Origin of the sequence: Streptomyces sp. NPDC002680, from assembly GCF_042889145.1 — a bacterium.
Taxonomy (GTDB): domain Bacteria; phylum Actinomycetota; class Actinomycetes; order Streptomycetales; family Streptomycetaceae; genus Streptomyces; species Streptomyces adonidis.
Genome location: NZ_JBIAQP010000002.1, coordinates 658453 through 681585, shown reverse-complemented (window position 1 = coordinate 681585; position 23133 = coordinate 658453). Strand labels below are relative to the sequence as shown.

Annotated in this window: 17 protein-coding genes; 5 read left to right on the top strand and 12 right to left on the bottom strand. The window is 70.1% G+C overall.

Annotated elements, in window-relative coordinates; translation table 11 throughout:
• Positions 1 to 19 precede the first annotated feature (19 nt).
• Entirely contained in the window at positions 20 to 1576 is a 1557-nt protein-coding gene (locus tag ACFYXF_RS09570) for a purple acid phosphatase family protein (protein WP_389348980.1), read from the top strand.
• A 9-nt stretch (positions 1577 to 1585) separates the two neighbouring features.
• On the opposite strand, the gene ACFYXF_RS09565 is transcribed toward ACFYXF_RS09570, so the two are convergent.
• Positions 1586 to 1717 carry a hypothetical protein gene (locus ACFYXF_RS09565; protein WP_389348979.1) on the bottom strand — a complete coding sequence of 44 codons (132 nt, stop codon included), beginning with the start codon at positions 1715 to 1717 and terminating at the stop codon, positions 1586 to 1588.
• 244 nt (positions 1718 to 1961) lie between these two features.
• Entirely contained in the window at positions 1962 to 2504 is a 543-nt protein-coding gene (locus ACFYXF_RS09560) for a GNAT family N-acetyltransferase (RefSeq protein ID WP_389348978.1), read from the bottom strand.
• Positions 2505 to 2639: 135 nt separating this feature from the next.
• Here ACFYXF_RS09560 and ACFYXF_RS09555 point away from each other — a divergent pair, with 135 nt between their 5' ends.
• Positions 2640 to 4562 carry a glycoside hydrolase family 97 catalytic domain-containing protein gene (locus ACFYXF_RS09555; RefSeq protein WP_389348977.1) on the top strand — a complete coding sequence of 641 codons (1923 nt, stop codon included), beginning with the start codon at positions 2640 to 2642 and terminating at the stop codon, positions 4560 to 4562.
• 6 nt (positions 4563 to 4568) lie between these two features.
• Here the strand turns inward: ACFYXF_RS09555 and ACFYXF_RS09550 are convergent, their stop codons facing one another.
• From ACFYXF_RS09550 to ACFYXF_RS09540, 3 genes are read right to left on the bottom strand one after another with little or no spacing between them, the layout of a single operon-like run.
• Positions 4569 to 5429, bottom strand: a complete 861-nt coding sequence (locus ACFYXF_RS09550; RefSeq protein WP_389348976.1) for an alpha/beta fold hydrolase — start codon at positions 5427 to 5429, stop codon at positions 4569 to 4571.
• Positions 5430 to 5473: 44 nt separating this feature from the next.
• Entirely contained in the window at positions 5474 to 7105 is a 1632-nt protein-coding gene (pruA, locus tag ACFYXF_RS09545; RefSeq protein ID WP_389348975.1) for an L-glutamate gamma-semialdehyde dehydrogenase, read from the bottom strand.
• Between the two features lie 33 nt (positions 7106 to 7138).
• Positions 7139 to 8065: a proline dehydrogenase family protein gene (locus ACFYXF_RS09540; protein WP_389348974.1), complete on the bottom strand. Its 927-nt coding sequence runs from the start codon at positions 8063 to 8065 to the stop codon at positions 7139 to 7141.
• A 112-nt stretch (positions 8066 to 8177) separates the two neighbouring features.
• Between ACFYXF_RS09540 and ACFYXF_RS09535 the strand changes: the two genes are divergently transcribed.
• Entirely contained in the window at positions 8178 to 9392 is a 1215-nt protein-coding gene (locus ACFYXF_RS09535) for a PucR family transcriptional regulator (RefSeq protein WP_389349024.1), read from the top strand.
• Between the two features lie 109 nt (positions 9393 to 9501).
• Here ACFYXF_RS09535 and ACFYXF_RS09530 read toward each other — a convergent pair whose 3' ends face one another.
• On the bottom strand, positions 9502 to 10092 hold the full coding sequence (locus ACFYXF_RS09530; protein ID WP_389348973.1) for a TetR/AcrR family transcriptional regulator: 591 nt from the start codon (positions 10090 to 10092) through the stop codon (positions 9502 to 9504).
• Between the two features lie 109 nt (positions 10093 to 10201).
• Here ACFYXF_RS09530 and ACFYXF_RS09525 point away from each other — a divergent pair, with 109 nt between their 5' ends.
• The gene (locus ACFYXF_RS09525; protein ID WP_389348972.1) at positions 10202 to 11707 is read left to right on the top strand and encodes an MFS transporter; all 1506 of its coding nucleotides are present in this window, start codon (positions 10202 to 10204) and stop codon (positions 11705 to 11707) included.
• 278 nt (positions 11708 to 11985) lie between these two features.
• On the opposite strand, the gene serA is transcribed toward ACFYXF_RS09525, so the two are convergent.
• The 6 genes from serA to ACFYXF_RS09495 all read right to left on the bottom strand — a co-directional run bounded on the left by serA (position 11986) and on the right by ACFYXF_RS09495 (position 21992).
• Complete coding sequence (serA, locus tag ACFYXF_RS09520; RefSeq protein WP_389348971.1) at positions 11986 to 13575, bottom strand: phosphoglycerate dehydrogenase; 1590 nt, start codon at positions 13573 to 13575, stop codon at positions 11986 to 11988.
• Between the two features lie 250 nt (positions 13576 to 13825).
• The gene (ilvC, locus tag ACFYXF_RS09515; RefSeq protein ID WP_389348970.1) at positions 13826 to 14824 is read right to left on the bottom strand and encodes a ketol-acid reductoisomerase; all 999 of its coding nucleotides are present in this window, start codon (positions 14822 to 14824) and stop codon (positions 13826 to 13828) included.
• Positions 14825 to 14943: 119 nt separating this feature from the next.
• Positions 14944 to 15471 carry an acetolactate synthase small subunit gene (gene ilvN / locus ACFYXF_RS09510; RefSeq protein WP_053739835.1) on the bottom strand — a complete coding sequence of 176 codons (528 nt, stop codon included), beginning with the start codon at positions 15469 to 15471 and terminating at the stop codon, positions 14944 to 14946.
• A gap of 20 nt (positions 15472 to 15491) precedes the next feature.
• On the bottom strand, positions 15492 to 17345 hold the full coding sequence (locus ACFYXF_RS09505) for an acetolactate synthase large subunit (RefSeq protein ID WP_389348969.1): 1854 nt from the start codon (positions 17343 to 17345) through the stop codon (positions 15492 to 15494).
• Between the two features lie 249 nt (positions 17346 to 17594).
• A complete protein-coding gene (locus ACFYXF_RS09500) occupies positions 17595 to 20639 on the bottom strand; it encodes a putative bifunctional diguanylate cyclase/phosphodiesterase (RefSeq protein ID WP_389348968.1) in 3045 nt (1014 codons plus the stop codon).
• A 402-nt stretch (positions 20640 to 21041) separates the two neighbouring features.
• Entirely contained in the window at positions 21042 to 21992 is a 951-nt protein-coding gene (locus tag ACFYXF_RS09495; protein ID WP_389348967.1) for a 2-hydroxyacid dehydrogenase, read from the bottom strand.
• Between the two features lie 88 nt (positions 21993 to 22080).
• On the opposite strand from ACFYXF_RS09495, the gene ACFYXF_RS09490 reads away from it, so the two are divergent.
• On the top strand, positions 22081 to 23079 hold the full coding sequence (locus ACFYXF_RS09490; protein ID WP_389348966.1) for an aldo/keto reductase: 999 nt from the start codon (positions 22081 to 22083) through the stop codon (positions 23077 to 23079).
• The last annotated feature ends 54 nt before the right edge of the window (positions 23080 to 23133 follow it).

Here is a 23133-nt window from a genome sequence, read left to right as displayed (position 1 = left end):
TGCTGGGAAGTTCCCATCCATGGACACCCCGAACGTCGGCATTCCGCCACAGCTCGCCCGCCGGATGAGCATGGCGGAGCAGTACGAGTATCTGCGGACGCGGTTCACGCGGCGCCGTGCGCTGGTGACGGCGGGCGCGCTGGCCGGCGGCGGTCTGCTCACCGGCTGCTCGTCGAGCACGGGCACGGCGAACCCTGCGACCAGCAAGGTGCCCGGCTCCGCCGTCACGCCGTTCGGCCGCCATCTGGCCTTCGGCGCCGACCCGAAGACGATGATGCGGGTCTCGTGGCAGGTGCCGTTCGCGGTCAGGAAGCCGTTCGTACGGGTCGGGCTCGCCCCCGGTGACCTGGGCCGCCGTATCGAGGCCGAGGTCCGTGCGCTGCACACGCCGGGCCTGACGGGCATCCGCCTCGATCTGGACCAGTACTACGTGCACGCGGCGCTCGACGGGCTGCGCCCCGGGACGACGTACTACTACGGCGTCGGCCACGAGGGCTTCGACCCGGCGTCGAGCGCGCACCGGTCCACCCTGGGCGCGTTCCGCACGGCCCCCGCGACCGCGCCCGCGAGCTTTGTGTTCACGGCCTTCGGCGACCAGGGCGTGACGCCCGACGCGCTCGCCAACGACAAGCTGATCCTCGGCCTCGACCCCGCCTTCCATCTCCACGCGGGCGACATCTGCTACGCGGACGTCACCGGCCACGGCGAGAAGTCGGACACGTACGACCCGACCGCCTGGGACCTGTTCCTGAAGCAGACGGAGACGGTCGCGAAGTCGGTGCCGTGGATGGTGACGACCGGCAACCACGACATGGAGGCCTGGTACTCACCGAACGGCTACGGCGGCCAGTCGGCCCGCTGGTCGCTCCCGGAGAACGGCTTCGACGCCCGGAACACCCCGGGCGCCTACTCGTTCACGTACGGCAATGTCGGCGTCGTGGCGCTGGACGCGAACGACGTGTCGTACGAGATCCCCGCGAACCTGGGGCACACGGACGGCCGTCAGACGGCGTGGTTGGACCGGCGGCTGGCGGAGTTGCGCGCGTCGGACGGGATCGACTTCATCGTGGTCTTCTTCCACCACTGCACGTACTCGACGTCCACCCACGCCTCCGACGGCGGGGTACGGGACGCCTGGCTGCCGCTCTTCGACAAGCACCAGGTCGATCTGGTGATCAACGGCCACAACCATGTGTACGAGCGGACGGACGCACTGCGGGGCGGCCGGGTGGGCAGGAAGGTGCCGGTCGGGGCGTCGACCGATCCGACGCGTGACGGGACCGTGTACGTCACGGCGGGCGGCGCGGGCCGGAGTCTGTACAGCTTCCCGGTCGGCGTGAAGGACAGCTTCGAGGGGAAGATCGTCGACCGGGAGTCGGTGGAGAGCTACTACTGGACCAAGTCGCAGGAGCGGCACGAGGACACCGTGGAGTGGTCGCGGGTGCGCTACACCGGCTACTCGTTCCTCTCGGTGGAGGCGGAGGCCGGCGCACCGGGCGCGGCTCCCCGGCTCAAGGTGTCCGCGCTGGCGGAGAGCGGGGAGCGGATCGACCACTTCGAGGTGCGGCGGGCGTAACGCGCCTGCTCAGTGGCCTGTCTGGCCGCCGTTGTCCCTGCGGTCGAGGGCGCGCTGAAGGGCCGCCGCCGCGTTCTTGCGGTCGGACTCGCTCGTCGGGGAGATGTGGCGGACTCGGCGGCGGACGGTCGTCTCGGCCATGGGAAATCGACTCCTAGGGAGGGGGGATTCGAGACGCCGGGTCGGACGGGGAACTCGGTGCCGCAGGGGTTGCCTGCATGGGGCTCCGGCTCACTACCGTCATTCGCTTGGTCCAGCGACACGTTCGGCTTCTACAAAACTAGGCGAGGACAGGGCATCTGTCTCCACAATTAGTCGGACTTCCTACTATCTGAGACGGCCGATTGGGTCACACCCGCCTGACCTGGCCTTTTGGCTGCGCGCCCTACAGCACGTCACCGTCCCGCCAGTCGAAGATCAGACCGTCGAAGGGGTCCAGCGAACCGACAGCGGCCGGGCGTACGAAGACATCGCCCTCCTCGTCCGGGAGGTGGACCACGCCGTCCGGAGCGAGGGCGCTGATCCGGCCCGGCCAGAGCTGCCAGCCCCGGGCGAGATAGAGGGAGGCACCGTCGGCGCTCGCGGAGAGCGCGCCGAAGTCGTAGCCGCCGTCGACGATCCGCTCCAGCTCGCCCAGCACCAGCCCGCCGAGGCCGCGACGGCGGGCCTCGGCGTGGACGCCGACCGCCTCCACATAGCCGACGCGCAGCCAGCGGCCCCGGTGCAGTGCGCGGCGCATGACGACCGAGCCATGGGCGAGCAGGCGGCCCGTCTCGTCGTGGACGAGGGCGTGGATGCCGCCGAGCGCGTGTTCCCAGTCCTCGTCGGCGAAGCCTCCGTCGAAGGCGGCGTCCATGAGGTCACGGGCGGCGGCGAGTTCGGCGGGGGCGAGGTCGGCCGTGTGAGCGGTGCGCAGGGTGGGGGCCATGGGTCCAGTATCCCGAGCCGTCGCAGGATGTTCACCGACACTTCCAGACCTGATTGATCCGACCTCCAACACGCAGATAGCGCTGCGCGACACCTTGACAGCCCCAATCCCACCCAGCAGCCTCACAGTCATCGGATGACTGAACGGCTGAAGGGGTACTTCATGTCGATCGCGCTGACTCTCTGCTCCGCATTACTCGCCACCGCGGTGACGGCTCTCCCGGCGGGTGCGCATACCGGCGGCTCGGCGGCGGCCTGGGAGGTGAAGGCCCCGCCCGGCTCCTCCCCCACGGCCGTCGTCGCGCTGGATCCGGCCGACGGCCACCCGACCCTCACCGTGAGACGCGCCGACGAACAGGTCCTCGCCCCCTCCCCACTGGGTCTGGTCACCGAACAGGCCGATCTCTCCCAGGGGTTGGAGCTGACGGGCCGCACCACCCGGACGGTCACCGAGCGCTATACGTCCACAACGGGCAAGTCCCGTGAGCGGGTTGCCCGGATGACCGAGGCCCGCTTCCGCTTCCGTACCGCCGAGGGCGCCCGGCTCGACCTGCTGGTGCGGGTGGCCCGGGACGGCGTCGCCTACCGCTACGTCCTGCCGCGCAGCACCGGGAACGTCCTGCGCGAGACCTCCGCCTTCACGCTCCCCACGGACAGCCAGGCGGTCATCAACGCCTACCGCGCCGACAACGAACTCCCCTTCAAACGCTACGAGTCGGCGGCGACGGCCCCGGCGGGCTCGTACTCGATGCAGGCCCTCTTCAACACGCCCGGCGGCTACGCGCTGATCGCCGAGTCGGACCTCAACGGCTCTTACGCGGGCGCCCACTTGACGCACGAGGCGAACTCACCGACGTACAAGGTGAGCCTCTGGAACGACGAACCCATCGCTGTCGAAGGCTCGTTGAAGACGCCCTGGCGCACGATCGTCACCGGTGATCTGACGACCGTGACGGAGTCGACGCTCGTCGACGATCTCGCGCCGCCCTCCAAGGTCCGGGACACGTCCTGGATCAGGCCGGGCCCGGCCCTGTGGACCTGGCTCGCGGGCGGCAAGGAGGCCGGGCAGAGCCTGGCCGCGCAGAAGGGGTATGTCGACTACGCGGCCGAGCGGAAGTGGCCGTACGAGGTCGTCGACGCGGGCTGGTACTACAAGCCCGGCGAGTGGGACGTCATCGACCCCGACTGGCAGACGAACAGCTGGATGCCGGAGCTGGTGCGGTACGCGGCGGCGAAGGGGGTCGGCGTCCAGGTCTGGCTGCACTACACGCTCCTCACCGACCCGGTGGAACGCGAGAAGTGGCTGAGCACGCTGGCGAGTTGGGGCGTCAAGGGCGTGAAGATCGACTTCATGGACTCGGAGTCGCAGGAACGGATGCGCTGGTACGACGAGGCCCTGGAGGCGACGGCCCGGCACCACCTCCTCGTCAACTTCCATGGCTCCACGATCCCCAAGGGCATGCAGCGCACCTGGCCCCAGGTCATGACGATGGAGGGCGTGGGCGGCGAGGAGAAGCGCAACAACACCGCCGAGCAGCTGGCCTCGCTGCCCTTCACCCGCAATGTGATCGGCTCGATGGACTTCACCCCGGGCGCCTTCCACCGCCCGTTCCGCCCCAACGTGGCTTCCGACGCGGGTGAGTTGGGGCTGACGGTGCTGTACGAGTCGGGCATCCAGAACCTCGCCGGCACTCCGGAGTCGTACGAGGCACGTCCCGAGGCCCGCGGCTATCTGGAGCAGCTGCCGGCGCGCTGGGAGGAGACACGGCTGCTGACCGGTGACCCGGGCCGGGCCGCCGTACTCGCCCGACGGGCGGCGGACGGGCGGTGGTTCATCGGCGGTACGTTCGCGGGCGCGGCGCACACGGCGGACATACCGCTGCGGCTCGGCGCCGGGCGCTGGCTGGTGGAGACGGTGACGGACGGTTCGGCGGGCCTGGTGCGCGGGACGCAGGTCGCCAAGGGCGGCGCCACCATCGCCGTACCCGTAATCGCGGACGGCGGCTTCGCCGCGCTGGCCTGCCGCTGGCATCCGGGCCGTACGACCTGCGAGAACTGAGACCGGTCACAGCACCGATGCGATCGCCTGCCGGAAGCCGGTCGGGTCCTCGACCCAGGGGAGATGCCCGGCTTCCGGCAGGACCACCCGCGCGACGTTCGGCAGGGCCAGCTCCAGGGAGTCGACCGCCGTGCGGGGGCGGATGTCGGCCGGCCCGTCGACGATGACCACGGGGAGGTCGAGCGCCCGGCAACGGTCGTACAGATCAGGGGTGCCCCAGGTCCGCTTCCGCTCGGCGTTGAAGGCCTGGTTGCAGGCGAAGTTGACGCCGAACCAGGGCTCGGCCATCCGCCCGGCGTGCTCCAACGCCCGCTCCCGGTCCGGGAATTCGGCCGACCACTGGAGTACGGCACTCTCGCGCGCCTCCGCCTCGGAAAGATCCGACCGGCGGTCCGTCAACTCGGTCCAGCGGGCGAGGAGTTCGGGCGCCTCGGCAAGCCTGGCACGGAAGTTGTGCCGGTACGTGTCGAACCAGTCGGCGTCCGGGCCGATTCCCGTACCGCTCACATAGACGAGGGCTCGGACTCGCTCGGGATGAGTCAGCGCGTAGGTGAGGGCGAGCTGTGCGCCCCAGGAGTGGCCCAGCAGGGTCATCCGTTCCAGGCCGAAGTGCTGTCGTACGGCGTCGAGATCGGCGACAGCCCGCTCGCTCGTCCAGGGCCCGTCGGACGGCTCCGAGCGCCCACAGCCGCGCTGGTCCCAGCGGACCACGGAGGCCAGGTCTCCGAGGAGTTCGGCGACGTCCTCGAACATGTCCCACAGCCCGGGCCCACCGTGGCAGAGCACCAGCGGCTCCTCGCCGCGCCCGGATCGGCAGGCCCACAGCCCGACCCCGTCACTGGTCAGCACACGCTCCGTCCAGGTCATGGGCCGAAGTCTGCCCGGCCCATGACCTGTTGCACGAGGGAGATTCAGCCCATGTGGGGATACGTGTAGTCGGTCGGGGCGACCAGGGTCTCCTTGATGGCGCGGGTCAACGTCCAGCGCATCAGGTTCTGGGGGGCGCCCGCCTTGTCGTTCGTGCCGGAGGCTCGGCCGCCGCCGAACGGCTGCTGGCCGACGACCGCGCCCGTCGACTTGTCGTTGATGTAGAAGTTGCCGGCCGCGTAGCGCAGCTTCTCCATCGTGTACGCGGCTGCCGCGCGGTCGCCTGAGATGACCGAGCCGGTCAGGGCGTAGTCGGACACCGACTCCATCTGGGCCAGCATCTCGTCGTACGCCCCGTCCTCGTAGACATGCACGGCGAGGAAGGGGCCGAAGTACTCCGTCGTGAAGACCTCGTTGGCCGGGTCCGTGCACTCCACGACCGTCGGACGGACGAAGTAGCCGACCGAGTCGTCGTACTCGCCGCCCGCCACGATCGTGCACGTGGGGTCGGACTTCGCGCGGTCGATGGCGGCCTTGTTCTTGGCGAAGGCGCGCTCGTCGATGACGGCGCCGACGAAGTTGGCGAGGTCGGTGACGTCACCCATGGTCAAGTAGTCGACCTCGGCGGCGAATTCCTCGCGGAAGCCGTCGTTCCAGATCGACGCGGGGATGTAGGCGCGGGAGGTCGCGCTGCACTTCTGGCCCTGGTACTCGAAGGCACCGCGTGTGAGGGCCGTCTTCAACACCGCCCGGTCCGCGCTCGGGTGGGCCACCACGAAGTCCTTGCCGCCGGTCTCGCCGACGAGACGCGGGTACGAGCGGTACTTCTCGATGTTCGAGCCGATCGTCTTCCACAGGTACTGGAAGGTCTTGGTCGAGCCGGTGAAGTGGATACCGGCCAGGTCCCGGTGCTCAAGGGCCACCTTGGAGACCTCGATGCCGTCACCGGTGACCAGGTTGATCACGCCCTTGGGGAGGCCCGCCTCCTCCAGCAGCTGCATGAGGAGCACGGCGGCGTGGGTCTGGGTCGGGGACGGCTTCCACACGACCACGTTGCCCATCAACGCGGGCGCGGTGGGCAGGTTGCCGGCGATCGCCGTGAAGTTGAAGGGGGTGATCGCGTAGACGAAGCCTTCGAGGGGGCGGTGGTCGAGGCGGTTCCAGACGCCCGGGGAGTTGGCGGGCGGCTGCTCGGCGAGCAGGTCACGGGCGTACTTGACGTTGAAGCGCCAGAAGTCGATCAGTTCGCAGGCGGAGTCGATCTCGGCCTGCTGGGCGGTCTTCGACTGGCCGAGCATCGTGGACGCGGCGAGGGTCTCGCGCCAGGGTCCTGCCAGGAGTTCGGCGGCGCGCAGGATGATCGCGGCGCGGTCGTCGAAGGCCATCGCGCGCCAGGCGGGGGCCGCTGCGAGGGCCGCGTCGATCGCGTCCTGGGCGTCCTGCTGGGTGGCGTTGGCGTACGTGCCGAGGCGGGCCTTGTGGTTGTGCGGCTGTACGACGTCGATCCGCTCGCCGCCGCCCATGCGCCGCTCGCCGCCGATGGTCATCGGCAGGTCGACGGGGTTCTCGGCCAGCTCCTTCAGCTTGGCTTCGAGCCGCGCGCGCTCGGGCGAACCGGGGGCGTAGCCGTGCACCGGCTCGTTGACGGGGGTGGGGACCTGGGTGACGGCGTCCATGGTGTCCGTAACTCCTTTGCGAGCGGGCGGGTTTCAGCCCTTGGTGAGGATCGAGCGGCCGAAGAAGAGGAGGTTGGCGGGACGTTCCGCCAGCCGCCGCATGAAATACCCGTACCAGTCCGTCCCGTATGCCGTGTAGACGCGCATCCGGTGGCCCTCGGCGGCGAGCCGCAGATGCTCGTCGCTCCTGATCCCGTACAGCATCTGGAACTCGTACTCGTCGGGCTTGCGGCTCGCGCGGCGGGCGATCTCCTGGGCGATGGAGATGAGGCGCGGGTCGTGGGACCCGATCATCGGGTACCCGGTGCCCTCCATCAGGATGCGGAGGATCCGGACGTACGCCTTGTCGGTCTCGGACTTCTGCTGGTAGGCGACCTCGGCGGGCTCCTTGTACGCGCCCTTCACGAGCCGTACGCGGCTGCCGCTGTCGGCGAGGCGGCGGGCGTCGGACTCGGTGCGGTACAGGTAGGCCTGGATGACACAGCCGGTCTGCGGGAAGTCCTTCCGGAGTTCCTCGTGGATGGCGAACATCGAGTCCAGGGTCGTGTGGTCCTCCGCGTCGAGCGTGACCGTCGTACCGATCTCGGCTGCCGCCTCGACGACGGGCCGGATGTTGGCGAGGGCCAGCTCATGGCCGCCGGGCAGTGCCTGGCCGAAGAGCGACAGCTTCACGGACATCTCGGCGCGGGTGCCGAGGTCCAGATCGCCGAGGCGCTCGATCAGCTCCAGGTAGGCGTCCCGGGCGGCGGCGGCCTGCTCGGGGGTGGTGATGTCCTCGCCGACCACGTCCAGGGTGACTTCGAGGCCCCGGTCGGTGAGGTCCTGGACGATCGGTACGACGTCGTCGACCGTCTCGCCCGGGATGAAGCGGTCGACGACCGGCCTGGTCACCGGAGCGGCCGAGATCACTCGGCGCATCCGGTCGCTGCGCGAGGCGGCGAGAATCACGGGACCCAGCACGGGGCACCTCCACAAAGGGCCGGTAAACGGAGAACCACCGTGAAACCTAAGGATCCCTCCGATCGTGAGCCATCGACAGCTGTCACGCATCCGTGCCGCAGATCTCAGACAGATGTATGAAGGTGGCCGGGGAGCAGGGGAGAATGGGCGGGTGACTGCCGACGCCGCATCCTCCAACCACGCCGGTGACTACCAGGACCTGGTCGACGAGATCTCGGAGCTGCTGGGTGCGCCCGCGACCCTGGAGAACCGGGATTTCGAGCTGATCGCGTTCGGCGCGTACGACAGTGAGGGTGAGCTGGACGAGTCGGCGCTGGACCCCGTGCGCACGCGCTCGATCCTGACCCGGCGCTCGACGACGGTGGTCCGGGAGTGGTTCGAGGGCTTCGGGATCACCCGGGCGACGGGGCCGGTGCGCATCCCGCCCACCCCGGAGGCGGGCGTGTACCGGGGCCGGATCTGTCTCCCGGTACGCCATCGGGGTGTCGTCCTCGGCTATGTCTGGCTGCTGGACGACGATCCGGGGCCGTCGGACGCTCAGCTGGCCACGGCCATGGCGGTGACGGCGCGGATCGGCGCGCTGCTGGCGGACGAGGCGCAGCACGGCGCGGATCTGACCCGTGAGCTGCGGGCCGTCCTCACGGCGGAGCGCGACTGGCAGCGGGACACGGCGGTCGCGGAACTCCGTACGGCGCTCGGACCGCGGGCCGACGCGCCCCACACGCTGATCTGTGTGGCCCCCTGGCCGTCGTCCGACGCGCCCTCCGTGCGTACGGTGCAGGGCGCGACGGCCCTGTGCACGATGCCGTGGGGGACGTCGGCCCAGGCCCTGGCGGTGCTGCTCCGGCTGCGCGCACCGGACACGCTGACGCCGGCGACGACAGCGGCGGGGCGGTTGCTGGAGCGGGCGGGTGAGCGGGGCGGGGCGGGTGTCGCGGCGGGGCGGGTCGGTCTGGCGGAGCTGGGGGTGGCCTGGCGGGAGGCGTCGGCGACGGCGCGGGCGGTGGGCGCGGAGCCCGGCCTCGGCCCGGTCGCGGAGTGGCGCACGATCGGCCCGTACCGCCTCCTGACGGCCCTCCCCCCGGACGCGACCCACGACCCGTCGGTCACCCCGCTCCTCTCCCCCACCAACCGCGAGCTGGCCCGCACGGCCGAGACATACCTCGACTGCGCGGGCCAGGCGACACGCACGGCGACGACCCTGGGAATCCACCGCCAGACCCTGTACTACCGCCTGTCGCGGGTGGAGCGGTTGACGGGGCTGGATCTGGACGACGGCGAGGACAGGCTGTTGCTGCACATGGTGTTGAAGGGGGTGCGGCTGTGACCGGAGGCCACTCGGCCGGCCCCGCCCGTCGGCGTTCCGTCGGTTCGGACAGCCACCGGTCGAGATCCGCCGCCCGGTCATCGGGTTCCGGCCAGCCCGCCGTTCGGGATCAGCCCGCCGCCTCCGCCGACGCCCCGATGACCCGCCGCAGCCCCTCGGTGAGCTGTTCCGCGTCCGGTGCCGTCGTCGGGTCGAAGACGTACTGGCAGATCAGCCCGGTCATCAGGGTGTTGTAGAACGCGCCGGCGGAGTCCACGTCCTCCTCCCGGACGTCCTCCTCGCGCATCCCGAGGAACAACGAGACGAGACCGCGCCCCGCCTCGCGCTGGGCCAGCGCCAAGTGGTCACGGACCGCGGGCAGTTGGTCCCCCATGGCCACGATCTCCACACTGAGGCGCCACAACGAACCCGGCCCCCGCATGGTGCCGATGATGTTCGACCAGACCCCCTGGAACCGGTCGAGCGAGCCGGGCTCGGCGTCACCGGCCACCCCCGTCGCGGGGTCGAAGTCGTCGGAGAGCCCCTCCACCAGGGCGACGTACGCCTCCGCGAGGAGCTTGTCCTTCGAGCCGTAGTGGTAGCCGATGGACGCCAGATTGGTCCCCGACTCCTTGACGATGTCGCGCGCGGTCGTGCGCACGAACCCCTTCTCCAGCAGGCAGCGCTTGGCGCCTTCGAGCAGATCCTCACGGTGTCCCATGCGACCACCCTACCCACGATCCATACAACCGTCCTAGACAACCGATTTATACGGCCGATTTATACGACCGTTCTAGACACACGTTTAAAACGCTCGTACATTGCTCGCCATGACGAACCCGACCTGCACGACGACCTCCCCCGGCCCCCGGGCCGGCCGCCGCGAATGGACCGCGCTCGGCGTGCTGATGCTGCCGCTGCTGCTGGTCTCGATGGACGTCTCCGTCCTCTACTTCGCGGTTCCCGCGATCAGCGCGGACCTGGCCCCGACCGGCACCCAGCAACTCTGGATCTTCGACATCTACGCCTTCGTCCTGGCCGGCCTGCTGATGACGATGGGCTCGCTCGGCGACCGCGTCGGCCGCCGCAGGCTCCTCCTCATCGGCGCCGCCGCCTTCGGCGCGGGCTCGCTCCTCGCCGCGTACGCGGACAGCGCCGAGACCCTGATCGCGGCCCGCGCGGTCCTCGGCATCGGCGGCGCGACCCTGATGCCGTCGACGATGGCCCTGATCCGCACGATGTTCCGCGACCCCGGCCAGCGCGCCAAGGCGATCGGCATGTGGTCCGGGGTGATGACCGGCGGCGTCGCCCTCGGCTCGGTGATGAGCGGACTGCTCGTCGAGTACTTCTGGTGGGGCTCGGTCTTCCTGGTCAACCTGCCCGCGATGGCCCTGCTCCTGGTCCTGGGCCCGCTCCTGCTCCCCGAGTCGAAGTCCGCGAACCCCGGCCGCTTCGACCTGCTGAGCGTCCCCCTGTCGATGGTGGCGGTCCTCCCCGTGATCTACGGCCTGAAAGAGATCGCGGCGGAGGGCTGGCACTCGGAGTACGTCGTCTCGGTCACCGTCGGCCTGTTCTTCGCGTACCTCTTCGTCCAGCGCCAGCGCACGGCCGCCTCACCGCTCGTCTCCCCCGCGCTGTTCCGGGGGCGGGGCTTCGGCCCGGCCGTCTCCCTGAACCTGATCTCGGCGTTCGGGATGATGGGTTCGGCGTACTTCACCACGCAGTACCTCCAGTCGGTGCTGGGCAAGAGCTCCCTGGAGGCCGCACTGTGGGGCCTGTTGCCGACGGTCCTGGTCGGTGTCGCGGCCCCCGTCGCCGCGGCCCTGGTCCAGCGGGGCGTGCCGCGCGCCCATGTCGTCGCGGGCGGCTTCGTGACGGCGGCGTGCGGATACGGGCTGCTGGTCCTGGTGGGCACCGACTCGCTGTGGCTGGTCCTGGCCGGCGCGGGCGTTCTCGCGGCCGGGATCGTCACCGTGATGTCCCAGATGATGGACCTGGGCCTGAGCACCGCCCCGGTCGACAGGGCGGGCGCCGCGGCTTCCCTGCTGGAGACGGGCGCGGAGTTCGGGGGCGCGCTGGGCATGGCCGTACTGGGCTCGATCGGTACGGCGGTCTACCGCCACGGGATCCCGGCCTCGGCTCCTGCCGAGGCCCACGAAACCCTGGGCGGTGCGCTGGCGGTGGCCCAGCAGCTCCCGGCGCGCACGGGAGACGCGCTGGTCGTGGCGGCGCGGGAGGCTTACGCGCAGGGGATGCAGGCGGCTGCGGTCGCGGGGGTGGTGGTGTTGCTGGGGGCGGCGGGGGTGGCGCTGAAGTTGAAGACACCGGACGAGTGAGGGGGCTCGGCTCGTCGCGCTTTTTCTCGCCCCCGCCGCCCCTACCCGTTCCCATCCTCGGGGGCTCCGCCCCCGAACCCCCGTATCGCGCTGAACGCGCTCGTCCTCAAACGCCGGACGGGCTGGGTGGTGCCGGGCCGGGGTGGGCGGGCTGAACGGGCCTCGCCCTCGAAATCACCGGCCGGGGTGGGCATCTCAGCCCGTCCGGCGTTTGAGGACGAGGCCGTTCAGGCCGTAGCGGGGGTCTGGGGGCGGCAGCCCCCAGACCGACGGTCACCTCAGACCAGGTTGACCGATCGAGCAGACGTCGCGCCGATCTCCTCGGCGACCTCCGTCAGCACCCCGGGGGAAACCGTGTCGTCGACGGTCAGGACAGCCAGCGCTTCTCCGCCCGCCACCGACCGGGACACCTGCATCCCGGCGATGTTGATGCCCGCCTCGCCGAAGATGCGTCCGACCGTGCCGACGACACCGGGACGGTCGGCGTACCGGAACACGACCATGTGGTCGGCGAGCGCGAGGTCGACGTCGTACTCCCCCACCGCGACGATCTTCTGGTGGTTCTTCGGACCGGCCAGCGTGCCGGACACCGACACCTCCTCGCCGGTGCCGAGCGTGCCGCGCACGGTGACCACGTTGCGGTGGTCGGCCGACTCCGAGCTGGTCGTCAGCCGTACCTCGACGCCGCGCTCCTGGGCGAACAGCGGGGCGTTGACGTACGACACGGTCTCGTCGACGACGTCCTCGAACACGCCCTTGAGCGCGGAGAGTTCGAGTACCTTGACGTCGTGCTGGGTGATCTCGCCGTACACCTCGACATCGAGGCGGACCGCGACCTCGCCCGCGAGCGCGGTGAAGATCCGGCCGAGCTTCTCGGCGAGCGGCAGACCCGGCTTGACGTCCTCGGCGATGACACCGCCCTGGACGTTGACCGCGTCCGGGACCAGCTCACCGGCGAGCGCGAGGCGGACGGAACGGGCGACGGCGATGCCCGCCTTCTCCTGCGCCTCGTCCGTCGACGCGCCGAGGTGCGGGGTGCAGACGACCTGGTCCAGCTCGAACAGCGGGGAGTCCGTGCAGGGCTCCTTCGCGTACACGTCGAGACCGGCACCGGCGACGCGGCCCTCCTTGAGCGCCGAGTACAGCGCCTCCTCGTCGACGATCCCGCCGCGCGCGGCGTTCACGATCCGGACGCTCGGCTTGACCTTGTGCAGCGCCTCGTCGCCGATGAGCCCGACCGTCTCGGGGGTCTTGGGCAGGTGGACGGTGATGAAGTCGGAGACCTCGAGCAGCTCGTCCAGCGACAGGACCTTGACGCCCATCTGCGCGGCCCGCGCGGGCTGGATGTACGGGTCGTACGCGACGACCTTCATACCGAAGCCGGACATGCGCTGCGCGACGAGCGCACCGATGCGGCCGAGGCCGACGACACCGAGGGTCTTCTCGGCCAGCTCCACGCCCGTGTACTTGCTGCGCTTCCACTCGCCGTTCTTCAGCGCGGCGTTGGCCTGCGGAATGTGGCGGGCGGTTGCGAGCAGGAGACCGCAGGCCAGTTCGGCGGCGGTCACGATGTTGGAGGTGGGTGCGTTGACGACCATCACGCCGGCCTTGGTGGCGGACGGCACGTCGACGTTGTCCAGGCCGACGCCGGCTCGTGCGACGACCTTCAGTTTCCGGGCGGCGGCGACCGCTTCCGCGTCGACCTTGGTGGCCGAGCGGATCAGGATCGCGTCGACGTCGGCGATGGCGGGGAGCAGTTCGGCTCGGTCCGCTCCGTTGCAGTGCCGGATCTCGAAGTCCGGGCCGAGCGCGTCGACGGTCGCGGGCGACAGCTCTTCAGCGATGAGTACGACAGGTTTCGAGCTCACGTGAGTCCTCACTCAGTCCTTTGCGGACGGCCGTCCCGACGGCCGCAGGCGGTGGAGGGGCTACCGCGTGGAAGACGCACGACGCTGTGGGCCTGACGCGAATGTAGTACGGCAGTGTAGTGGCGCGGCGAGGGCGTTCTCCCGCCTGCGCGGAAGGATCACCCGCACGTGCTGAATCCAGCGGGACCCCGGGCACACAGCCAGGCCGTGACACCGGTGAACCACCGGCGTCACGGCCCGACCGACGGCGTCACGCCTCGTCGTTCACCCAGGACATGAGCTTGCGCAGCTCCTTGCCCGTGGTCTCCAGGAGGCTCTGCTCGTCCTGCTGCTTGTACTCGTTGTACTTCTTCAGACCGCCGTGGTACTCGGCCATCCACTCACGCGCGAAGGTGCCGTCCTGGATCTCGGCGAGGACCTTCTTCATCTCGGCCTTGGTGGCGTCCGTGATGATGCGGGGACCGGTGACGTAGTCGCCCCACTCGGCGGTCTCGGAGACCGACCAGCGCATCTTCTCCAGGCCGCCCTCGTACATCAGGTCGACGATCAGCTTCAGCTCGTGCAGGCACTCGAAGTACGCGATCTCCGGCTGGTAGCCGGCCTCGGTCAGCGTCTCGAAACCGGCCTTGACCAGCGCGGCCGTACCACCGCAGAGAACGGCCTGCTCACCGAACAGGTCGGTCTCGGTCTCCTCGGTGAACGTCGTCTTGATGACGCCGGCGCGGGTGCCACCGATGCCCTTGGCGTACGACAGGGCCAGCGCGAAGGCGTTGCCGGTGGCGTCCTGCTCGACGGCCGCGATACACGGAACGCCGCGGCCCTCCTCGTACTGGCGACGGACGAGGTGGCCCGGGCCCTTGGGGGCGACCATGCAGACGTCGATGCCGGCCGGGGGCTTGATGAAGTCGAAGCGGATGTTCAGACCGTGGCCGAAGAACAGCGCGTCGCCCGCCTTGAGGTTGTCCTTGATGGACTCCTCGTAGACCTGGGCCTGGATCGGGTCCGGGACGAGGATCATGATGACGTCGGCCTCGGCGGCGGCCTCGGCCGGGGTCACCACGCGCAGGCCCTGCTCCTCGGCCTTCGCCTTGGACTTGGAGCCCTCGTGCAGACCGACGCGGACGTCGACACCCGAGTCACGGAGCGACAGCGCGTGGGCGTGGCCCTGGCTGCCGTAACCGATGACCGCGACCTTGCGGCCCTGGATGATGGACAGGTCGGCGTCGGCGTCGTAGAACAGCTCGGCCACTTTGGGTTCTCTCCTTGAGTGCAGGTGTTGCGTCCCACCGTATGACGGCGGGGGGAAGTGAAGTTCGGGGGTCTCGCAATACGGGCGGCCGGTGTACCCCGACCGCCCGGATCCGTCGTCTAGGCCGACCGGTCCAGCGCGCGCAGCGACCGGTCCGTGATCGAGCGCGCGCCGCGCCCGATCGCGATCGTGCCGGACTGCACCAGTTCCTTGATGCCGTACGGCTCCAGCATCTTGAGCATCGCCGACAGCTTGTCGCTGCTGCCGGTGGCCTCGATGGTGACGGCCTCCGGGGAGACGTCGACCGTCTTGGCGCGGAAGAGCTGGACGATCTCGACGATCTGGGAACGCGTCTCGTTGTCCGCGCGCACCTTCACCAGAACGAGTTCACGCTGAACGGCCGAGCCGGATTCCAGTTCGACGATCTTCAGCACGTTGACGAGCTTGTTGAGCTGCTTGGTCACCTGTTCGAGGGGAAGTGCCTCGATCACGTTGACCACGATGGTGATGCGGGAGATCTCGGGGTGCTCGGTGACGCCGACGGCGAGCGAGTCGATGTTGAAGCCGCGCCGGGAGAACAGGGCGGTGATCCGGGCGAGGACACCTGGCTTGTTCTCGACGAGGACGGAGAGGGTGTGCTTACTCATGGCGTTGACAAGGCTCTCTCTTAGTCGTCTTCGTTGTCGCCGAAGTCGGGGCGGACGTCCCGGGCGGCCATGATCTCGTCGTTCGAGGTGCCGGCGGCGACCATCGGCCACACCATGGCGTCCTCGTGGACGATGAAGTCGATCACGACGGGGCGGTCGTTGATCGAGTTCGCCTCCTCGATGACCTTGTCGAGGTCGTCGGGGGACTCGCAGCGGATCGCGTAGCAGCCCATCGCCTCGGACAGCTTCACGAAGTCCGGGACACGGGTGCCCTTGGCGTCCGGATTGACGTCATTGGGGCCCGAGTGCAGCACTGTGTTGGAGTACCGCTGGTTGTAGAACAGGGTCTGCCACTGGCGGACCATCCCGAGGGCGCCGTTGTTGATGATGGCGACCTTGATCGGGATGTTGTTGAGCGCGCAGGTGGTGAGTTCCTGGTTGGTCATCTGGAAGCAGCCGTCGCCGTCGATCGCCCAGACCGTACGGTCCGGGGCGCCGGCCTTGGCTCCCATCGCGGCCGGGACCGCGTACCCCATCGTCCCGGCGCCGCCGGAGTTCAGCCAGGTCGCGGGCTTCTCGTACTGGATGTAGTGCGCGGCCCACATCTGGTGCTGGCCGACGCCCGCCGCGAAGATCGTGCCCTCGGGGGCGAGCTGACCGATGCGCTCGATGACCTGCTGCGGGGAGAGCGAGCCGTTGTCGGGCTGCTCGTAGCCGAGCGGGTAGGTCTCGCGCCAGCGGTTGAGGTCCTTCCACCAGGCGCTGTAGTCGCCGGTCTGGCCCTCGCTGTGCTCCTTCTGCACGGCCTGGACCAGGTCGGCGATGACCTCGCGGGCGTCCCCGACGATCGGGACGTCGGCGGCGCGGTTCTTGCCGATCTCCGCCGGGTCGATGTCGGCGTGGACGATCTTGGCGTACGGGGCGAAGCTGGAGAGCTTGCCGGTGACGCGGTCGTCGAAGCGGGCTCCGAGGGCGACGATCAGGTCGGCCTTCTGCAGCGCGGTGACGGCGGTGACCGCACCGTGCATGCCCGGCATTCCCACGTGCAGCGGGTGGCTGTCGGGGAATGCGCCGAGCGCCATCAGGGTGGTGGTGACGGGCGCTCCGGTGAGTTCTGCGAGGACCTTCAGCTCGGCGGTGGCCTTGGCCTTGATGACACCGCCGCCGACGTAGAGGACCGGCCGCTTGGCGGCGGTGATCAGCTTGGCGGCCTCGCGGATCTGCTTGGCGTGCGGCTTGGTCACCGGGCGGTAGCCGGGCAGGTCGGCGGCCGGCGGCCACTGGAAGACGGTCTGGGCCTGGAGGGCGTCCTTGGCGATGTCGACCAGGACGGGACCGGGGCGGCCCGTGGAGGCGATGTGGAAGGCCTCCGCGATGGTCTTCGGGATGTCCTCGGCCTTGGTGACCAGGAAGTTGTGCTTGGTGATCGGCATCGTGATGCCGACGATGTCCGCCTCCTGGAAGGCGTCCGTGCCGATCGCCTTGGACGCGACCTGCCCGGTGATCGCCACGAGCGGCACCGAGTCCATGTGCGCGTCGGCGATCGGGGTCACCAGGTTGGTGGCACCGGGGCCGCTGGTCGCCATGCAGACGCCGACCTTGCCGGTGGCCTGCGCGTAACCGGTGGCCGCGTGACCCGCACCCTGCTCGTGCCGCACGAGCACGTGCCGCACCCGCGTGGAGTCCATCAGCGGGTCGTACGCGGGAAGGATCGCACCGCCGGGAATGCCGAATACCGTCTCGGCCCCGACCTCCTCAAGCGAGCGGATGAGGGACTTCGCACCCGTGACGTGCTCGGGGGCGGACTGCTGTCCTCCGGAACGGGGCCGCGGCTGCGGGTGATGGGCCCCGGTGGCCTGCTCGGTCATCGGCATTCTCTTCTCGATGCTGAGGGTTTTTGCGAGTTTTGTGCGGTGTGCGTTGCTTTTTTGTCGCGGTCCGACTGGTGTCGGTGCAACAAAAAACCCCTCGTGCCGTGAGGCAAGCGAGGGGAGCGCGCCGGGTGCGGTCGCTGGGTGTTCCGGGTCCGTCCGAAACGTTCACCAGCGTCAGCCGACGCGCTTTCCAAGTACGAGAATTCGGGTGCGCATGAGGTCGACCCTCTCCCCGGCGCACACCGACTGTCAAGTGGGTGGGACGGGAGTCTCATTATGTGAGCGGAGCGCCGTTCCGCCCCCGAGAACGGCGGGCACGGCCGCACTCGCGGACACAGTTGTACCGGCGGACACACCCGTACTTGTGTACACCCCGGAGCCGCCCCCCGCGAACGCGGGCTCGGCCGGACCATTGGGCACCGGATAGCGGCCGGTGGACAGGGCCCGGCGCAGCCGGTACTCGTCCAGCGGCCCGGAGAAGGCCATGCCCTGCCCATGTGTGCAGCCCATCGCGCGCAGGGCGATCACCTGCTCCGGCAGGTCCACGCCGTCGGCCACGGACTGAAGCCCGAGGTCGTTGGCGATTCTCAGCAGCCCGCTGGTGATCTTGTGCAGCCGCGCGGACTCGACGACGCCCTCGACCAGCCCGCGGTCGAGCTTCAGTACGTCGACGGGGAGCCGCCGCAGTGCCGTGATCGCCGCATAGCCGCTGCCGAAGCCGTCCAGCGCGATCTGTACGCCGAGCCGTCTGAAGGCGTTCAGCCGCCGCTCCAGCTCGTCCAGGGACACCCGGGGATCGGTGTCCGCCAGCTCGATCACCAGGGCGCCGGTGGGCAGCCCGTGCCGGGTCAGCAGCGTCTCGATCGACCCCAGGGGCAGGGAGCGGTCGAGGAGCCGCCGGGCGCTCATCCGGACGGCGACGGGTACGGCGAGCCCGGTCGCGGCGCGTTCGGCGGCCTGTTCGACGGCCTCCTCCAGCATCCAGCGGTCCAGCTCGGCGGTCTTGTCGCTGTCCTCGGCGACCCGCAGGAACTCGGCGGGCGTGAACAGCACGCCCTGGGAGGAGCGCCAGCGTGCCTGGGCGGCGACCGACGTGATCCGGCCGTTCTCCAGGGCCACCACCGGCTGGTGCAGCAGCGCGAACTCGCCGTCGTGCAGTGCGGCGCGCAGGCGCGTGGCCAGCTCCGCCTTCCGTACGACGTCCTGCTGCATCTGGGGCGCGTACAGCTCGACGCGGCCCTTGCCGGAGGCTTTGGCGCGGTACATCGCCAGATCGGCGTTGCGCAGCAACTCGCCCGCGCCGAGGCCGGGTTCGGCGAAGGCGACGCCGATGGAGGCGTTGACCCGGACGTCGTTGCCGTCGATGTCGTACGGCTGCGAGAGGGTGAGCCGCAGTCTGTCGGCCAGTTCCATTATGTGGCGCTCGCGGGCGGTACGGTCCCGGGTGCCGTCGCCGACGATCAGGGCGGCGAACTCGTCGCCGCCGAGGCGGGAGGCGGTGTCCCCGTACCGGACCGCGTCCTGGAGTCGGCGGGCGGCCTGGACCAGCAGTTCGTCCCCGGCCTGGTGGCCGATGGTGTCGTTGACGGCCTTGAAGCCGTCGAGGTCGATGAAGAGGACGGCCGTGCCGCGGTCGGTGGAGCGGCGGCCGGACAGTGCCTGCTGTACACGCTGGGTGAACAGCGCGCGGTTGGGCAGGTCGGTGAGCGGGTCGTGCTCGGCGTTGTGCTGCAACTGGGCCTGGAGCCGCACCCGTTCGGTGACGTCCCGGCTGTTGAAGATGAGGCCGCCGTGGTGCCGGTTGACCGTGGACTCCACGTTCAGCCAGCCGCCGTCACCGGACTTGAAGCGGCACTCGATACGGGTCGTGGGTTCCTCACCGGGGCTGGCGGCGAGGAAGCGGCGCACCTCGTGCACCACACAGCCCAGGTCCTCCGGGTGGATGAGATGGGCCAGTTCGGTGCCGACGAGTTCCTCCGCGGGCCGGCCGTAGACCCCGGCGGCGGCCGGACTGACGTACCGCAGCATCCCGTTGGGAGCGGCGATCATGATGACGTCGCTGGAGCCCTGGACCAGGGAACGGAAGTGGTTCTCCTTCTGGGCCAGTTCCTGGGTGAGGGTGATGTTGTCGAGCAGCATGATGCCCTGGCGCACGACGAGCGCGAGGACCACGGCGCCCGCGGTGATGAGCACCACGCGGTCGGGGCTGCGGCCGTTGAGGACGTTGTAGAGGATGCCCAGCGTGCAGACCGCGGCGGCCAGATACGGCGTGAGCGCGGCCAGCGAGCCGGTGATGGGCCGGGTGGCCGGATACCGGCTGTGATCACCGCCCGGTGCGGGCGGATGCCCTTGCCCCGGAGCGGACGGGTGGCCCTGGCGAGGCGTGTGCGGTGTGTGGGACGGGTGCTGGTGGCCGCCGGGACGGCCGCCCGGGCGCTGCTGTCCGGGGAGGTGCTCGTGCACCACGCGCGTGTGCCCGCCGGATTCACCGGGCCCCTCGTGGCCGGCGCCCACCCATGGCGCGTACGCCAGCAGCAGCGAGCCGGCGAACCAGCCCGCGTCGAGCAGTTGGCCCGAGTGGTAGTTGTTGTGCATCAGGGGCGAGGTGAACAGGGCGTCGCAGCCCACGGTCAGGGCGAGGGCGCCGATCGCCGTGTTCACCGCGGAGCGGTTCACGGTGGAGCGCCGGAAGTGCAGCGCGAGGACCATGCTGACCAGAGCGATGTCGAGCAGCGGGTACGCCAGTGACAGCGCGGTGTGCGCGACGCTCGGCCCGTCGAACTTCGCCGTCTGCGCCAGGGCGAGGCTCCAGGACAGGGTGAGCAGCGAGCCGCCGATCAGCCAGGCGTCGAGGACCATGCAGACCCAGCCGGCCTTCGTCACCGGCCGCTTGGCGAGGACCAGGAGTCCCACGATGGCGGGCGGGGCGAAGCACAGGAAGAACAGGTCGGCGAGGCTGGGGCTGGGCACGTCCACGTCGAGCACTACCTCGTACCACCCCCAGACCAGGTTGCCCAGGGAGGCCATGGCGGACGACAGCGCGAACAGCAGCCAGGCAGGTCGAAAGCGGATACGGCTGCGGGCGTAGAGGAAGCAGGACACGGCCGCGGTGGCCGCCGCCGCGCTCAGCCCGAAGTCGCCCATGATCAGGGCGAGTCGGGGGGAGCCCCAGCCGAGCGCGGAACCGACGGCGTATCCCGCGCACACCAGGGCCAGTACGAGCTGCGAGACCAGGCTCGTCCCCCCGCCGGAGAGCGGCCGGCGGCGGCTCAACAGCGCCCCCGGGGAACTCACCGGACCCTCCGGACCCGCGCCGCTCCCGCGTCCCGCGCGACCCGGTGCGCCGGGTGCGCGCCGGGTGCCTGGGGCGAGGCGTGCGTGTGCCTCCGGCGACCGCTGTGCCGGCGGTGGTGGTGATGGCTGCAGTGGCCGCGTCTGCGCGCGGCCGTGCGCCAGGGTCGCCGTCGGCGGCCCCGCCGCGTCGGATCGTTCGCCCATAGGCCGTGCATCGCCCGTCGCCCCCCTCACAGTCTGAAATGTCCGCCCCCGGCGCCGAACGGTTCGCGGCGCAGCCCCTGTCGGGACGATACACCAGTCTCGTCACTCAGGGACATAGTTCCTCTACTCTCCGTGACGACCAGCGGCAATACGGACACACCTCGCATCCGGGGGAATGCGGAGGGTGCCCGAACCGGACTACGCGTCGATCGTCCCCGTCGTAAGGATCACGTTCCGCAACGGTTCCCGGTTCATGAAACGAGTCAACTGGTCCACCAGCAACCGCTCGGCGCGTGGCCGGAACGCGGAGGTGGGGCCGCCGACATGAGGGCTGATAAGCACGCCGGGCGCCTGCCACAAGGGGTGTCCCGGCGGCAGCGGTTCCGGATCGGTGACGTCGAGGGCGGCCGTGAGACGCCCGGACTCCAGCTCGGCCAGCAGTGCCTTGGTGTCGACGACGGGGCCGCGGGCCACGTTCACGAGCAGCGCGCCGTCCTTCATACGGGCCAGGAAGTCGCCGTTCGCCAGTCCTCTCGTCTGATCGGTGAGGGGCGTGGCGAGGATCACGATGTCGGCTTCGGGCAGCAGGGCGGGCAGTTCGGTGAGCGGATGCACCGGTCCGCGCGCCGTGGTGCGCTCAGAGCGCGCGACGCGCGCCACCCGCGCGAGCTCGAAGGGCGCGAGCCGGTCTTCGATCGCGGCGCCGATCGAGCCGTACCCGACGATGAGGACGCTCTTGTCGGCGAGCGCCGGCCGGAACCCGCCCAGCCACTCCCCCTTGGCCTGCGCGCGCACGAAGTCGGGGATGCCGCGCAGCGAGGCCAGGATCAGGGCGAGGGTCAGCTCGCCGGTGCTCGCCTCGTGCACACCGCGCGCGTTGCACAGCCGTACGCCCGGGTGCAGTTGCCCGAGCCCCGGCTGGATGTTGTCGACGCCGGCGGACAGCGTCTGGACCACCTGGACGCCGGTCATCTCCGGCAGGGGACGTACACAGACCTCGACGGGCCTCATGTACGGCACCACGTAGAACGCGCAGTCGGCCGGGTCCCCCGGGTAGTCGTGATCGCCGTTCCAGAAGAGGTGGTTCGGCCCTTCGGGCAGGCCCTCGATCTCCTCCGGGGGGATGGGGAGCCATACGTCAACAGTCATGGTCACGAGGCTAAGCGAACCGCTTTGCGAACCGGTGTGCGTACAGAGGTTAGGTTTGGGGCGCAGGGAGAGAGAGGTTCACGACCAGGTGGAGCGCAGGACGATCGGCGCGGCGGCGCTCGAAGTGGGGGCCGTGGGCCTCGGGTGCATGCCGATGAGCTGGGCGTACAGCGCGTCCCGGCAGCGCGGCGAGGAGTCGGTGCGGGCCGTGCACCGGGCCCTGGACGAGGGCTCGACGCTCCTGGACACGGCCGACATGTACGGCCCGTTCACCAACGAGCTGTTGGTGGGGCGGGTGTTGAAGGAGCGGCGCCCGGACGCCTTCGTGTCGACGAAGGTCGGTCTGCTGGTGGGCGATCAGCACATCGTGGCCAACGGCCGCCCCGGATACGTGAGACGGGCGTGCGACGCCTCGCTGCGCCGGCTCCAGACGGACGTCATCGACCTGTACCAGCTGCACCGCGCGGACCCGGAGGTTCCCGTCGAGGAGACCTGGGGCGCGCTGGCGGAACTCGTACAGGCCGGAAAGGTACGGGCGTTGGGGCTGTCCGCGATGGGCGCGCGGACCGGGCGCCGGTCGCAGGCGCGGCTGTACGACGCGACGATCCGTCAGTTGGAGCGGGTGCAGCAGGTGTTTCCGGTCAGCGCGGTGCAGGCCGAGTTGTCGGTGTGGTCGACGGAGGCGCTGGAGTCGCTGCTGCCGTGGTGCTCCGCGCGCGGGGTGGGTTTTCTGGCGGCGATGCCATTGGGCAACGGTTTTCTGACCGGGACGCTGACGCCGGGCGGTGGCTTCGAGCCGGAGGACATCCGGGCCCGCCACCCCCGTTTCACGGCCGAGATGATGGCCGCGAACCAGCCGATCGTGGCGGGTCTGCGCCGGGTGGCGGCCCGCCTCGGCCCGGAGGTCACGACGGCCCAGGTGGCGCTGGCCTGGGTGCTCGCGCAGGGCCGGCACGTGGTGCCCGTACCGGGGGCGAAGCGGGAACGGTGGGTGGCGCAGAACGCGCGGGCGGCGGAGCTGCGGCTGTCGGCGGCGGATCTGACGGAGGTCGCGGGTCTGCCCCGGGCGCAGGGGTCGTGGGACTGAGACGGACCGGTCCGGGGAATCAGGCTGCGCGGATCGGGAACTCGTGGGGCCCGA

What these genes read in the sequence shown, in the direction of transcription:
- ACFYXF_RS09570 (WP_389348980.1), top strand. Translation starts at nt 20, where the DNA reads ATGGACACCCCGAACGTCGGCATTCCGCCACAGCTCGCCCGCCGGATG.
- ACFYXF_RS09565 (WP_389348979.1), bottom strand. Translation starts at nt 1,717, where the DNA reads ATGGCCGAGACGACCGTCCGCCGCCGAGTCCGCCACATCTCCCCGACG.
- ACFYXF_RS09560 (WP_389348978.1), bottom strand. Translation starts at nt 2,504, where the DNA reads ATGGCCCCCACCCTGCGCACCGCTCACACGGCCGACCTCGCCCCCGCC.
- ACFYXF_RS09555 (WP_389348977.1), top strand. Translation starts at nt 2,640, where the DNA reads ATGACTGAACGGCTGAAGGGGTACTTCATGTCGATCGCGCTGACTCTC.
- ACFYXF_RS09550 (WP_389348976.1), bottom strand. Translation starts at nt 5,429, where the DNA reads ATGACCTGGACGGAGCGTGTGCTGACCAGTGACGGGGTCGGGCTGTGG.
- pruA (WP_389348975.1), bottom strand. Translation starts at nt 7,105, where the DNA reads ATGGACGCCGTCACCCAGGTCCCCACCCCCGTCAACGAGCCGGTGCAC.
- ACFYXF_RS09535 (WP_389349024.1), top strand. Translation starts at nt 8,178, where the DNA reads ATGTATGAAGGTGGCCGGGGAGCAGGGGAGAATGGGCGGGTGACTGCC.
- ACFYXF_RS09530 (WP_389348973.1), bottom strand. Translation starts at nt 10,092, where the DNA reads ATGGGACACCGTGAGGATCTGCTCGAAGGCGCCAAGCGCTGCCTGCTG.
- ACFYXF_RS09525 (WP_389348972.1), top strand. Translation starts at nt 10,202, where the DNA reads ATGACGAACCCGACCTGCACGACGACCTCCCCCGGCCCCCGGGCCGGC.
- ilvN (WP_053739835.1), bottom strand. Translation starts at nt 15,471, where the DNA reads ATGAGTAAGCACACCCTCTCCGTCCTCGTCGAGAACAAGCCAGGTGTC.
- ACFYXF_RS09505 (WP_389348969.1), bottom strand. Translation starts at nt 17,345, where the DNA reads ATGCCGATGACCGAGCAGGCCACCGGGGCCCATCACCCGCAGCCGCGG.
- ACFYXF_RS09495 (WP_389348967.1), bottom strand. Translation starts at nt 21,992, where the DNA reads ATGACTGTTGACGTATGGCTCCCCATCCCCCCGGAGGAGATCGAGGGC.